Origin of the sequence: Paenibacillus sp. FSL W8-0187 (assembly GCF_037969755.1) — a bacterium.
In the GTDB taxonomy this organism is placed as follows: domain Bacteria; phylum Bacillota; class Bacilli; order Paenibacillales; family Paenibacillaceae; genus Paenibacillus_AQ.
Genome location: NZ_CP150206.1, coordinates 3171624 through 3183937, shown reverse-complemented (window position 1 = coordinate 3183937; position 12314 = coordinate 3171624). Strand labels below are relative to the sequence as shown.

The window sequence follows — 12314 nt, the reverse complement described above, 5'->3', positions numbered from 1 at the left end:
GTAGTGAAATAACATGAACGAAGCTCTTGCCTTGTAATAGAGCCTAGATGCTGGGTATGAGTTTCATTTAGCGTCCGTTTAGCAGCTACAGCTTGGGATAACTCTTAACATAATTCAAGAATCGCTTCGTAGCTGGAGATATTTCCCGCATGGAGTTTACGGCAATGCCGAGCGATCTGAAGCTCTTCTCCTTCAATCCGATCAACCGTATATTTCGCTGCTGCCCTCGCAGCACAAGTTCAGGAAGAATGCTAATGCCAAGGCCTTTCTCCACCATGGCCATAATGGCATAATCGTCACCAAGTGTATATTTGATATCCGGCTTGATCCGGGCCTTCTCCAGCATCCGGTTCACATCATAATCGGAACCTTGGCTGGGCATAATAAACGGTTCATTCTCAATCTGGGACAATGTAATAGAGTCCTCCGAACTGAGCGGATGTTCCATTGGCAGCAATACAAGCATTGGGTCTTGGTGCAGGAGAATCGCATCGAATATATCCGAAGTTGGAAGTGACAGGAAGCCGCAATCAATCTTGCCCTCCGCGATCCAATCCTCAATTTCCCGGTAATCTCCTTCAACCAATCGAATGTCGATATGGGGATAATCCCGCTGGAAATCCTGAATAATCCCCGGCAGCCAGTGAACACCGACACTCGTAAAGGTACCGATATGAATGGTACCCAGCTCGATACCATGAATGGAAGCCACCTGCTGCTCCAAATGTTCGTTCCACTTCAGGATTTCACGTATCGTCTTCAGAATCTCCTCGCCATTGGTCGTCAGCTTCGCTCCTGAACGATTCCGTATCAGCAATGAGAAACCAAACTCATCTTCCAGGCTGTTGATCATGTGACTGACACCGGACTGTGTAAATCCCATAACTTCGGCGGCTTTGGTTAAGCTGCCGAGCTCGACGACCTTCAATAATACTTTGAATTTATTTATACTCATGGGAAATCCTCCTGATCATTTCATACATGAATTTTACTCATATTTATTATTAGAAACATTCGTTTTACTTGTCTATTGTACGTGAGTATACTGATTTTGTTCAATCACTAGAAGGAGGAAAAAGAACTTGAAACCGCTGAAGGCCGATCTTATGATTTTGTTCATCACCATTTGTTGGGGCTCGTCCTATCTTTTTATGAAAGTGGGACTAGATTCGCTAGGAGAGTTTAATTTGATAGCCCTACGCTTCGGATTGGCCTTTATACTCGCAGGAGTGATTTTCTTCCCCCGCTTGCGCCAGGTTAACGTAAAGACGATTCGGTATGCCATGCTCCTAGGCTTTATATTATTTATCATGTTCACCGCGCTTACCTTCGGTCTGAAGACCACGACAACATCCAATGCCGGATTTCTGGTCAGTTTAACGGTGGTATTTGTCCCTTTATTACATACGTTTCTATTTAAGAAAAAAATAGAGAACAAAGTGATTGTCAGTATTTTGCTAGCCTTAACCGGCATTGCGCTGTTGACCATCCAGCTTCCTTTTACATTTAAGATCGGTGATCTGTTCTGTATAGCGGCGGCATTATGTTATGCACTTCATATTAATATGGTAAGCACTGCCGCGCAGAAGGTCGATACGCTAAGCCTCGGCATCCTGCAGCTTGGGTTCACGGGATTGTATGCGTACATTTCGTCTCTACTCTTTGAAACTCCAGTATGGCCAAGCACGACCCACTCATGGATTGCCGTCCTTGTTCTTAGCGTTGTATGCACCGCGGTCGGATTCATCTTCCAGACGATCGCCCAAAAATATACCACAGCTACCCGGACGGGACTTGTGTTCTCCCTGGAACCTGTATTCGCGGCACTGGTCGGATTTTGGTTTGCACACGAGATCATGAATTCCAATCAATATTGGGGTGCTGTCCTTGTGTTCCTTAGCGTGGTTTTATCAAGCGTTAATGTAAAAGCGAGGAGACGCTCTACCATTAAGAATAGACCGTTCCGATGGAGTCGTATTCTGCTGAATTCAAGTAAAAAAGCTTGACTTATGCCCCAAAAATTTATATCTTTATATCACGGCTTAACTGATGACGATATCAGTTATGCAGGAACGTGATTAAAGGGGAGTAGCTGACACAACAAAGTCGTCATTACGGGAAAGTTCCCCGGCTTTGTTGGCAACGATACGTTGTTTGCGAGACCTTTACCACACTCTGTGGTGAAGGTCTCTTTTGGATTATAAAGGGCCTTCACCTGCCGGTGGAGGTCTTTTTGTGCCTTCAATACTACAAAACTAGGAGGAACTGGTATGGAGCTTTTGTTGGAGTATGGATGGGTACTGTTGGTGCTTATCGCACTGGAAGGGTTGCTTGCAGCAGATAATGCGCTGGTCCTTGCCATTATGGTAAAACATTTACCCGAGGAACAGCGTAAAAAGGCTTTATTTTACGGGTTGCTCGGAGCGTTTGTCTTCCGCATCGGATCACTGTTCTTAATCTCGTTCCTGGTGGACGTATGGCAGGTACAAGCCATTGGCGCACTTTATCTTCTCTACATTTCGATCAATCACACATTGAAACACGTGATCAAAGGCAAGAAACCGACGGAAGACGCCAAGCCGAAACCGGACAAACCCAAGAAGCAATCCGGCTTCTGGATGACCGTCTTCAAAGTGGAAGTTGCAGACATCGCATTTGCCGTAGACTCGATACTTGCAGCCGTAGCGCTGGCTGTGGCGCTGCCTCCAAGCGGTCTGGCGAACATCGGCGGCTTGGACGGAGGTCAATTTATCGTCATCTTCCTGGGAGGATTCATTGGTCTGATCATCATGCGTTTCGCGGCATCCTACTTCGTGAAGCTGCTGCAGCAGCGCCCCGGACTTGAAGTGGCGGCATTCCTCATTGTCGGTTGGGTTGGGGTCAAACTTGCAGTCATCACCCTTGCGCATCCCGATGTTGCCCTTATCGACCATCACTTCCCGGAGAGCACGATCTGGAAGGCATCCTTCTATATTGTTCTTGTGCTGATTGCCGTTATCGGATGGTTTAGTTCATCGAAAGAGAAGGTACAAGACGAGGACAATGCAATCAAGGAAGTGGAAGATCAACAGCCTGGAAAAACGCTTCAAGGGTAAATCCTGTTTCGGATGAAACAGGACAACGTAATCCATAAATCGATCCAACAATAGGAAAAAGGCGATTTGCTGACCGGTGCATAAACTGATCACAAATCGCCTTTCTTCCTGCTTATATGGTTAACTGCATATTATATAAATTGGCATAAGCGCCTTGACGAGCAATTAATTCATCATGCGTGCCCTGTTCTTTAATTCCGTCCTCGGATAAAACGACGATTCGCTGTGCATTCCGTACCGTTGTCAGGCGATGAGCGATGACAAGCGTTGTGCGGTTATTACTTAACCGCTCCAGCGAATCCTGGACAGCTCTCTCGCTTTCATTATCCAGGGAACTAGTCGCTTCATCAAAAATGAGGATCGGCGGATTCTTTAGGAACACGCGTGCAATGCTGAGCCGCTGCTTCTGCCCTCCGGACAGCTTGACGCCGCGCTGCCCAATATCCGTATCATAACCGTCCGGCAGTGCCATAATGAAATCATGGGCATTCGCTCTTTTTGCAGCTTCGATGATTTCCTCCTCGCTGGCCTCCATATTGCCATACCGGATATTATCGAAGACGGTCCCCGCAAACAAATACACATCCTGCTGAACAATCCCAATATGACTTCTTAACGAGTGCTGTGTGATATTCCGGATATCGCGTCCATCCAGCATAATGCGTCCTTCACTCACTTCATAAAAGCGCGGAATCAACGAACACAATGTCGTCTTGCCGACGCCGGATGGGCCTACCAATGCCACATATTCGCCGGGCTCGATGTCCAGCGATACATGTTTCAGCACATATTCATAGTTATCTTTATATTTAAAGCTCACGTTCTGAAATGTGATATTCCCCTGAACCTGCGTGATCGCCGCAGCATCCACGGAATCCTCGATATCCGGCTCTACCTCCAGAATTTCCATGAACCGGTCGAATCCCGTGATCCCCTCCTGATACAGCCTGGCGAAATTAACCAGCCGCTGGATCGGTTCGATGAGAATGCCGATGCACAAGAAAAAGGTCAGCAAATCCGCCAGTTCCAGCGAGGCATCCACGATGGCGGCTCCGCCAAACACAATGACCGCGATGGTAATGAGTTGGGTAAACCCGACCACCCCTTCGTGAAAGTAGGTTTCACTCTTATACCCTTCCCTTCTGCTGTCAACGAACCGCCCGTTAGCGTAGGCAAATTTCTTCCTCTCCACATGTTCGTTCGTAAACGACTTCACCACGCGGATACCCGATAGAGAATCCTCCACCTGCGCGTTGATATCCCCGATCCGATCCTTGCTTACCCGCAGCGCCACATTCATCTTCTTATTAAAATAAAAAGCAAACACAGCCATCACCGGCAGAAAGAGAAACACGATGAGGGTAAGCTTCACGTCAATATACATTAAGATGATGAATGCGCCGAGGAACTTCAGAACGGAAATGAGGATATCTTCGGGTCCATGGTGGTACAATTCGGTTAGCGATAGAATGTCATTGGTGGTGCGGGTCATGAGCTGCCCGGTTTTGTTCTCATCGTAGAACCCAAAAGACAGCTTCTGAAAATGGTCAAACAGCTCCCGTCTCATGTCACTCTCCATATAAGCCCCCATCATATGTCCTTTGTAAGAAATGAACATATCGCAGAAGGTGTGGATGAGGACCATGGCCAGCATGACGGCACCCACCCCATAGATTTGGTTCAGCGGATTCGGGGAGTTCCCTTCCAACACGTTAATGGTGATATATCGTATACAGAGCGGAAGCATGAGTGTAATGGCCGAGACCACAAAAGCGCATGCCAAGTCTGCAAATAATAACCCCAGATACGGTTTATAATAGGACAAAAATTTCTTGGTTCGAGAATTCAAATCGATCTCCTCCATAATGTCGGAGGGTTAAATGTTCATGTCCCTCCAAACTTGATTCATGATATAGTCCATTGTTTTTCTCATTCTAAACACCCTTCCTTTTACTTGATAACTCCATCATACCCACAAACGGCACCACCCCGGAGTGTAAGAATCATTTATAATCAAAAAATCCCCTAATGGCATAAAAAAAGACAGGCATAGATAAAACCAAGCCTGCCTTTCGTTTATTCAAGTTTTAACGATTCCAACGTTCGTTAAGCAGTTCACCATTGATGGCTACCGCAGCCATGGCTCCCATCGAAGCGGCGGCAATGGCTTGATACATTTCAGTGGCTGCATCACCGGCGCTGTAGACGCCCGGCACGCTCGTTTTGCCGAAGGCATCAATGACCACGCTTCCGGCTTCATTGATATCACAGCCGATGGCGGCCGGCAATTCAGAGCCGGAGACCAGCTTCGGCGCAAAAAAGATGCCTGTGCAAGGAATGATCTCTCCATTCTCCAGCACGACTTGACGTACCATCCCTTCGTTCGACTCAATGCGATGAATTGGGGAGCTGAATACGGGGATGTTATGCTCCTCCAATTCTTGGCGCTGTTCATCCGTCAGTTCATCTGGTCCATTGGTACAGATCGTATAACGATCACTCCAACCTGCAATGACTTTGGCTAAATGCGCTGCACCCGCACCCTTGGCAATCACGACAAGCGGCTGATCCCGCAGTTCCCATCCATCGCAATATGGGCAGACGAAGGCGCTTTTCCCATATACGTCTGCCAATCCGTTAATATCCAATGGGCTATCTTTCTTTCCGACGGCAAAGAGCAGCTTTTTGCTACGGTATACCGTCCCCTGACCTGTTGTGATTTGAAAATCACCATCGACACCTGTGACCGAAGCGGCTGTATCCTCTACAAAACTAACAGAAGGATAAACGCTAATCTGTTCCCTTGCGATCCTGCGAAATTCCGATGGGCTAATGCCATCTCGGGTAAGAAAACCATGAGTCTCGCGGGTAACCCGATTTCGTGGCTTCCCTTCATCCATCAGCACCACATGTTTTCTAGCTCTCCCCAATACCAACGCAGCATTCAAGCCTGCCGGCCCCCCACCAATAATAAGGACATCATGCATTTGTTCACTCATTTATACCAACACCTTTCCGGATCTTTAATGTCTATAATAAAAGTACAAGAAGACATTCCTTCTTGTTTTTCTTCGTGCTCAAGGAAGACTGCCACCAAGATTCATTATTACAGACTTACAATGTCTATTATAGACAAACTGAGTCTATAATGCAATTCTTATTTTGATTTACGAATCAAAAAAACTCAGCCCTTCGTAACCTGAACGGTTCCCGCAATTAATCGCTGAAGATCATGCATTCGATTGGGCGTAGCCAAGCTGGAATGGGTTAACATATCGCACAAGGCAACAAGATCCTCAAGCTTGGACAGGATTTTCCAATGATCATACAGAACCGCACCTTCCTCACGATATGCACGAACAAAGTTCTTTTCAAATACAGATCCATCAGGTTCGTATCGAAGCATATTGGCTATATCTACGTATCGGTTCCATGAAAAAGCGTCCTCCCAATCAAGCACTGCCGAGACCTCACAACCTTCAAGACCATGCCGCATTAATATATTTAAGCCATTATAGTCTGAGTGAACAAGCATAGGCGTATCTTCAATCTCCGACAATAAATGACTGTACGTTTGACTGAAGGACCATACCGATTGAGCTAGCTCTTCCCCGAGCCATTGGCCGCATAGATCCTGAAAGAGGCTTTGTTCAATAAATGCGAGAAACCGTTCCCCGTCCATCCTCATCGGATCCTGGACTTCCATGTCCCCATTGAAGAAACCGGATTCCGTAAATGTGTGTTTATGGATGTTGGCGAGAGTGCGTCCGGCAGAGGCTGCAGCGGCAACGAGATCCTGCTCGCTTCCGCCCTGCATCACGTCACGAAGAAGACCGCCTTCCTTCCACTCCATTATCGCCCATGGCTTATCGAATACGCCGCTGCTCATATCCGCATAGATATAATCGGCAACAGGAACGGTTTGGCGTACTCTTCGAATGATAGCAAGCTCTTTTTCGGCAATCTCCCGACCTTTCCTGAACAAGCGCAGCACATAAGGCTCTGCACTGCCTTCCAGACGAATTTTGTAGTTGGTATTGCTAAGTCCGGTACCGATCCGTTCAGCGGTTGCTACTTTTTTACCGGGGAATACGGGTGAAATGATGTCATGAATTTGTGTGATGTCTAGTTGCATCGGCGGCACTGCGCGTTCCCATCCTTCTTTCATCTCGATGCCCTCCTATTATAAAAATTTTAAAGTTGACATGCAGTAATGCCGTTACCTCTATTTATAGTTTACATATTCTAATGTGATATATGAAATTATCTTCACAGATAAGGAGAGTGATATAATGGCAGCTAGCTTTAAAAATAGTTCAACACCGCAAGGCGTATCGGTTATTACCTGTACCAATCGCCCTAATTATATTAAAAACTTGTTTCGTAATTTCACTAGACAATCGCACTCCAAGAAAGAGCTCGTTATTGTCATCAACGATAGTTCAATCGCCCTCTCTCCTTACAAACAACTGGCAAACAAGCATCGAAACATACAAGTTTACCGCATGCCCGAACATGTCACGCTGGGTGCGTGCCTAAATTACGCCGTGAGCAAAACGAGATACAGCATTATCGCCAAATTCGATGACGACGACTATTACGCCCCCCACTATTTGTCGGACAGCCTGAAGTCATTAAGAAGATCGAACGCCGATATTATAGGAAAACGCGCACATTATATGTATTTACAAGGCTCCAAAACTCTAATTCTACGTTTTCCTAACGATGAAAATCGCTCCGTAACCAAACTACCTGGTGCTACGCTCATGTTTAAAAAGAACGTCCATAACAAAGTACGATTCCCAAATCAAAACGTTGGTGAAGACGATCTATTTTGCATGAGAAGTAAGAGTAAGGGTTACAGGATCTATTCCGGTGATAAGTATCATTTCGCGGCAGTCCGAAGGAAAAATGTATCAAGCCATACGTGGGTCATCAGTGATAAAGAACTCACCAACAATCACCCTAAAGTTCCGTACGTAAAAGACTACAAAACATTCGTTCAACGGAAATCCGGAGGCGATCGAACTTGACGAGACCGTCAATCTCTCCATCACAGCCCACTGTTTCGATCATCACCTGTACCAAAAGAGCGGAATGCCTACACGATCTGTTAGAGAATTACACCAGACAGAATTACAGGCACAAAGAGTTAATCGTCATATTAAATCATAGCAGCCTGAAGCTATCGGAATATCAAATGGCAGCCAAGCCATATCGCAACGTGAGAATATATAGAAAGCCTGAAGAATTATCGCTCGGCAGGTGCCTTAATTTTGGAGTAAAGGTCTCTAAGCACAGCGTCATTGCTAAGTTTGACGACGATGATTATTACGCTCCCGATTATCTGAAAGATAGCGTCCACCTCATGATCAAGACTCGTGCTGATATTGTAGGAAAAAGGGCTCACTTTATGCAGCTTGCCGGTCAAAAGGATCTTCTGTACCGTTACCCCAACATGGCCAATCAATGGGTTCCCCTTGTTCAAGGGGCGACCCTTCTGGTTAAACGGAACGTATTCAATCAGGTAGCATTTCCGAACCAAAACCGCAGCGAGTGCGTCAAATTTTGTGCTGATTGTATAACTCGTAACTTTAGAATATACTCTGGAAGTCCCTACCATTTCATAGCGAACCGGAGACAGAACTCCAAAAATCACACTTGGATCGTAAGTGATAAGAATCTATTAACTCAACACGTTAAAAGGCTGAATGTAGAGAACGCTAAGAAATTCGCGAGCAGAAGCTAGGCGCAGCATTCATATTATCCGATCGTTTGGCGATCAAGTTCTGGCATGTAGTTTGCATAACTGAATCAGAAGAATAGATAAGGGGGGTGCCCCAAAAGATCTTAGATCTTGCGGGAGGCCCCTTTTTGCTGTTAGAAGACGCTCCATGTACGAATCGTACCTACCGTCGCTGTTGCCCCCACATTTCTTGGAATGGTTCTGAGCAAGGACGAAATGGGGGAGCAAAGGCGAGCGCTGACGCTTGTCCCAGAGCCGTACGCCAAGAAACTAAATCTACTTTTGGGACGGCCCCATTAATCATACAACGCGAATCGTACGTCTCATTTCACGTAAACACCGTAGTCCAATATGACATTCCCCTGTTCATCCGGCGTCATGAATCGGATATCGTGATAGCGTTCGAAGAACCACGGATTGTCGTCCAAGATCCAGCCTTGTTCGGCGATTTTAGCCATACATGCGTTATGGGGTTCCATACCGAAAAGCTCACCATTATCCCTATTGCCGTACAACCAACAGATCCCCACATCGCCTTCCGCCAGGTCTGCATAATCAAACCCTACCGGCACTTCCGTGTGCTCCGGGAACAGCATCCCGATCCAATATTCAAACTGATTCCCGCTCATTCGCATGATACCGTAAGAAGAACCCTCAGATTCCGGCAGTGCGCCAAGCTTCCCGATCTCTTCGAACCAGCCATTGGCGGACCATTCATCCCATCGGTCCACGAAGCTTCCGGCCGCATTCCGATGCTCATCGGAATACCGTTTGCCGATCAAGCGCGCTGACGGGCTATGTTCTTTATATACCTTGGTTACTTCTGCTGTCACGATCCTCACCCTCCTGCTCATTTTTAGTTATGTACATTCTAATTGATTTCTCTCGCAAGCATGAGAATCCTGCAAAGGATGGACCATAAGCCCGCATATTTCTAAAACAGATGGCCAGTCTTTAGACATGGGAGTAGAAACTTGGTTTGTTCAAATCGGATGAGAACGGGTATTTAAGATATTGTGTTGGAAGCACGTAATCATTTCTAATCTTGAATATCCAGGAGGCGACCGTTATGGAAAATATCAAACCGATTCCCAAGGAAGAGGGGCTGGACCACAGCTTGAATGTGCTGCGCGAAGGCTACTTGTTCATTACCAACAGAACCATCGGCTTTCAATCTGATCTTTTCGAGACGCGTCTATTGGGCGAACGTGCCATCTGCATGCGCGGAGAAGAAGCGGCCAGGCTATTTTATGACCAGGAGAAGTTTGTTCGAGGTGGTGCAGCACCGAAACGCGTGCTGAAAACCCTGTTCGGTGAAGACGGTGTACAGACGCTGGATGGCGAAGAGCATCATCATCGCAAAACGATGTTCATGTCCTTGATGTCCAGGGAGGCTCTCTATAACATAAGAGAAATCACCCGCAAACATTGGGAGCTTGCTGTAAGACGATGGGAATCTGAGGATAAAGTCGAAATTTATAAAGAAGCTCAAGAAATTCTGTGCCGAGTGGCCTGCGAATGGGCGGCTGTGCCACTTCCCGAAGCGGAAGTGAAAGAGAAAACGGGCTTGATTGAGGCTACAGCAGCCTTGGGTATCAAGCATAGGAAGGGAAGATATGCCCGTGCCAAAGCGGAAAAATGGATACAGTACCTCGTAGATGACGTGCGCAGTGGAGCAATAGATCCGCAACAGGGCAGCACCCTGCATACGATGTCCTGGCACCGCGATCTTAGGGGCGAGCTCCTGGACAAGGAAACCGCAGCGGTAGAAATCCTTAACATTCTTCGTCCCATCGTAGCGGTTGCCATTTATGTGTGCTTTACTGCTTTAGCTGTCATTCAGCAGCCCGAAGAGCGTGAGAAATTGATGACGTCCGACGAGAAGCTGCTCAAGAATTTTGTTCAAGAAGTGCGGCGGTTCTACCCCTTCTTCCCCTTTGCGCCTGCGCGTGCACGGAAGGATTTTACCTGGAACGGATATGCATTCGATAAAGGTGTGCTCACAATCCTCGATTTATACGGAACGAACCATCATCCGGATCTATGGGATCAGCCGGAGCTGTTCAAGCCGGATCGTTTCGACGATTGGAACGGGAGCCCCTTTAATTTCATCCCCCAAGGAGGCGGAGACCATCATAGGGGACACCGCTGTGCCGGGGAGTGGATTACGCTCGAGATCATGAAGGAGAGCCTCGACTTTCTTGCGAACAAGATGAGTTATGAAGTGCCTGTACAGGACGTAAGCTTCAGCTTTCATAATATGCCGTCTCTTCCTCACAGCCGTATCGTCATCCGGAATGTCAAAGGACTGTAATAAGCCAAGTCCCATCAACTATTTATTTCATCCCAGCACTCTTGTCAAATTTAAGCTTGTACACCTCACCACCTGCATGTCACAATAAACTAGAGACTGTCAGCATGGACCTATTCATCCACGTAGTTTCGCTTACAAGTTCTCTGCTGCCCCCTGCAACTACAGCGAGGTGGTCGCACAATCAACCTATTTTTGAATTGGAGGACCGTAATCATGAAAACGATGAAGCTTGGAACTAGTTCACTAGAAGTACCTGTTGTAGCCGTGGGTTGCATGCGTATAAACTCGCTGGAAAAAGCGGAAGCCGAGCGTTTTGTGTTATCCGCACTGGAGGAAGGCGCTAACTTCTTCGACCATGCCGACATCTATGGCGGCGGAGCTTGCGAGGAAATTTTTGCGGATGCTATACATATGAATGCAGAAGTCCGCGAGAAGATCATTCTGCAATCCAAATGCGGGATTCGTCCAGGCATGTTCGATTTCTCCAAAGAGCATATCTTGAATTCCGTCGATGGCATCCTGAAAAGACTCAAAACCGAGTATCTCGACGTACTCCTTCTTCACCGTCCGGATGCGTTAGTTGAGCCTGAAGAGGTGGCTGAAGCATTCGATCAACTCGAAAGCTCCGGTAAAGTGCGTCATTTCGGCGTATCCAACCAGAATCCGATGCAAATCCAGCTTTTGAAAAAAGCAGTGAAGCAGCCGCTCGTAGCCAACCAACTGCAGCTTAGCATCACGAACACCACCATGATTCAAAGCGGAATCAACGTCAATATGGAAAATGATGCCGCAGTTAACCGTGATGGCAGCGTACTGGATTTCTGCCGACTTCACGACATTACGATTCAGCCTTGGTCGCCTTTCCAATACGGGTTCTTTGAAGGCGTGTTCCTTGGAAGCGACAAGTTCCCTGAACTTAATCAGAAGATCGATGAGATTGCGGAAAAATACAACGTAACCAACACGACGATTGCCATTGCATGGCTTCTTCGTCACCCTGCACACATGCAGCCAATTATCGGGACGATGAATATCAGTCGGTTGCAAGACTGCATTAAAGCCGGCGATGTAACGCTCACCCGCGAAGAATGGTATGCCATTTACCGTGCGGCAGGCAATATCCTTCCTTAATGGCCATTACTAAACAGCCTCCTATCGA

Annotated in this window: 11 protein-coding genes; 6 read left to right on the top strand and 5 right to left on the bottom strand. The window is 47.0% G+C overall.

Annotation, left to right across the window (positions count from 1 at the left end; all coding sequences use genetic code 11):
- Positions 1-85: 85 nt before the first annotated feature.
- The gene (locus MKY48_RS14450) at positions 86-955 is read right to left on the bottom strand and encodes a LysR family transcriptional regulator (protein ID WP_339293283.1); all 870 of its coding nucleotides are present in this window, start codon (positions 953-955) and stop codon (positions 86-88) included.
- Between the two features lie 127 nt (positions 956-1082).
- Here MKY48_RS14450 and MKY48_RS14445 point away from each other — a divergent pair, with 127 nt between their 5' ends.
- A complete protein-coding gene (locus tag MKY48_RS14445) occupies positions 1083-2006 on the top strand; it encodes a DMT family transporter (protein ID WP_339272797.1) in 924 nt (307 codons plus the stop codon).
- Positions 2007-2270: 264 nt separating this feature from the next.
- Positions 2271-3095 carry a TerC family protein gene (locus tag MKY48_RS14440; protein WP_076326096.1) on the top strand — a complete coding sequence of 275 codons (825 nt, stop codon included), beginning with the start codon at positions 2271-2273 and terminating at the stop codon, positions 3093-3095.
- A 112-nt stretch (positions 3096-3207) separates the two neighbouring features.
- Here the strand turns inward: MKY48_RS14440 and MKY48_RS14435 are convergent, their stop codons facing one another.
- From MKY48_RS14435 to MKY48_RS14425, 3 genes are all read right to left on the bottom strand, one after another.
- Complete coding sequence (locus MKY48_RS14435) at positions 3208-4944, bottom strand: ABC transporter ATP-binding protein (RefSeq protein WP_339293282.1); 1737 nt, start codon at positions 4942-4944, stop codon at positions 3208-3210.
- 238 nt (positions 4945-5182) lie between these two features.
- On the bottom strand, positions 5183-6094 hold the full coding sequence (locus tag MKY48_RS14430) for an NAD(P)/FAD-dependent oxidoreductase (protein WP_339293281.1): 912 nt from the start codon (positions 6092-6094) through the stop codon (positions 5183-5185).
- A 185-nt stretch (positions 6095-6279) separates the two neighbouring features.
- Positions 6280-7263, bottom strand: coding sequence for an aminoglycoside phosphotransferase family protein (locus tag MKY48_RS14425; RefSeq protein ID WP_339293280.1), 984 nt, complete (start codon positions 7261-7263; stop codon positions 6280-6282).
- A gap of 124 nt (positions 7264-7387) precedes the next feature.
- On the opposite strand from MKY48_RS14425, the gene MKY48_RS14420 reads away from it, so the two are divergent.
- Together MKY48_RS14420 and MKY48_RS14415 are read left to right on the top strand one after the other, a co-directional pair.
- Complete coding sequence (locus tag MKY48_RS14420) at positions 7388-8128, top strand: glycosyltransferase family 2 protein (RefSeq protein ID WP_339293279.1); 741 nt, start codon at positions 7388-7390, stop codon at positions 8126-8128.
- Positions 8125-8844: a glycosyltransferase gene (locus MKY48_RS14415; RefSeq protein WP_339293278.1), complete on the top strand. Its 720-nt coding sequence runs from the start codon at positions 8125-8127 to the stop codon at positions 8842-8844. Before MKY48_RS14420 ends, MKY48_RS14415 begins: the two co-directional genes overlap by 4 nt.
- 320 nt (positions 8845-9164) lie before the next feature.
- Here MKY48_RS14415 and MKY48_RS14410 read toward each other — a convergent pair whose 3' ends face one another.
- Positions 9165-9674: an AraC family transcriptional regulator gene (locus MKY48_RS14410; RefSeq protein ID WP_339293277.1), complete on the bottom strand. Its 510-nt coding sequence runs from the start codon at positions 9672-9674 to the stop codon at positions 9165-9167.
- 236 nt (positions 9675-9910) lie between these two features.
- Here MKY48_RS14410 and MKY48_RS14405 point away from each other — a divergent pair, with 236 nt between their 5' ends.
- Both MKY48_RS14405 and MKY48_RS14400 read left to right on the top strand, forming a co-directional pair.
- Positions 9911-11155 (top strand): cytochrome P450, encoded by a 1245-nt coding sequence (locus tag MKY48_RS14405; protein WP_339293276.1) that lies wholly within the window; start codon positions 9911-9913, stop codon positions 11153-11155.
- A gap of 213 nt (positions 11156-11368) precedes the next feature.
- Complete coding sequence (locus MKY48_RS14400; RefSeq protein ID WP_076326090.1) at positions 11369-12286, top strand: aldo/keto reductase family oxidoreductase; 918 nt, start codon at positions 11369-11371, stop codon at positions 12284-12286.
- Positions 12287-12314: the final 28 nt, after the last annotated feature.

What these genes read in the sequence shown, in the direction of transcription:
- MKY48_RS14450 (WP_339293283.1), bottom strand. Translation starts at nt 955, where the DNA reads ATGAGTATAAATAAATTCAAAGTATTATTGAAGGTCGTCGAGCTCGGC.
- MKY48_RS14440 (WP_076326096.1), top strand. Translation starts at nt 2,271, where the DNA reads ATGGAGCTTTTGTTGGAGTATGGATGGGTACTGTTGGTGCTTATCGCA.
- MKY48_RS14430 (WP_339293281.1), bottom strand. Translation starts at nt 6,094, where the DNA reads ATGAGTGAACAAATGCATGATGTCCTTATTATTGGTGGGGGGCCGGCA.
- MKY48_RS14425 (WP_339293280.1), bottom strand. Translation starts at nt 7,263, where the DNA reads ATGAAAGAAGGATGGGAACGCGCAGTGCCGCCGATGCAACTAGACATC.
- MKY48_RS14420 (WP_339293279.1), top strand. Translation starts at nt 7,388, where the DNA reads ATGGCAGCTAGCTTTAAAAATAGTTCAACACCGCAAGGCGTATCGGTT.
- MKY48_RS14405 (WP_339293276.1), top strand. Translation starts at nt 9,911, where the DNA reads ATGGAAAATATCAAACCGATTCCCAAGGAAGAGGGGCTGGACCACAGC.
- MKY48_RS14400 (WP_076326090.1), top strand. Translation starts at nt 11,369, where the DNA reads ATGAAAACGATGAAGCTTGGAACTAGTTCACTAGAAGTACCTGTTGTA.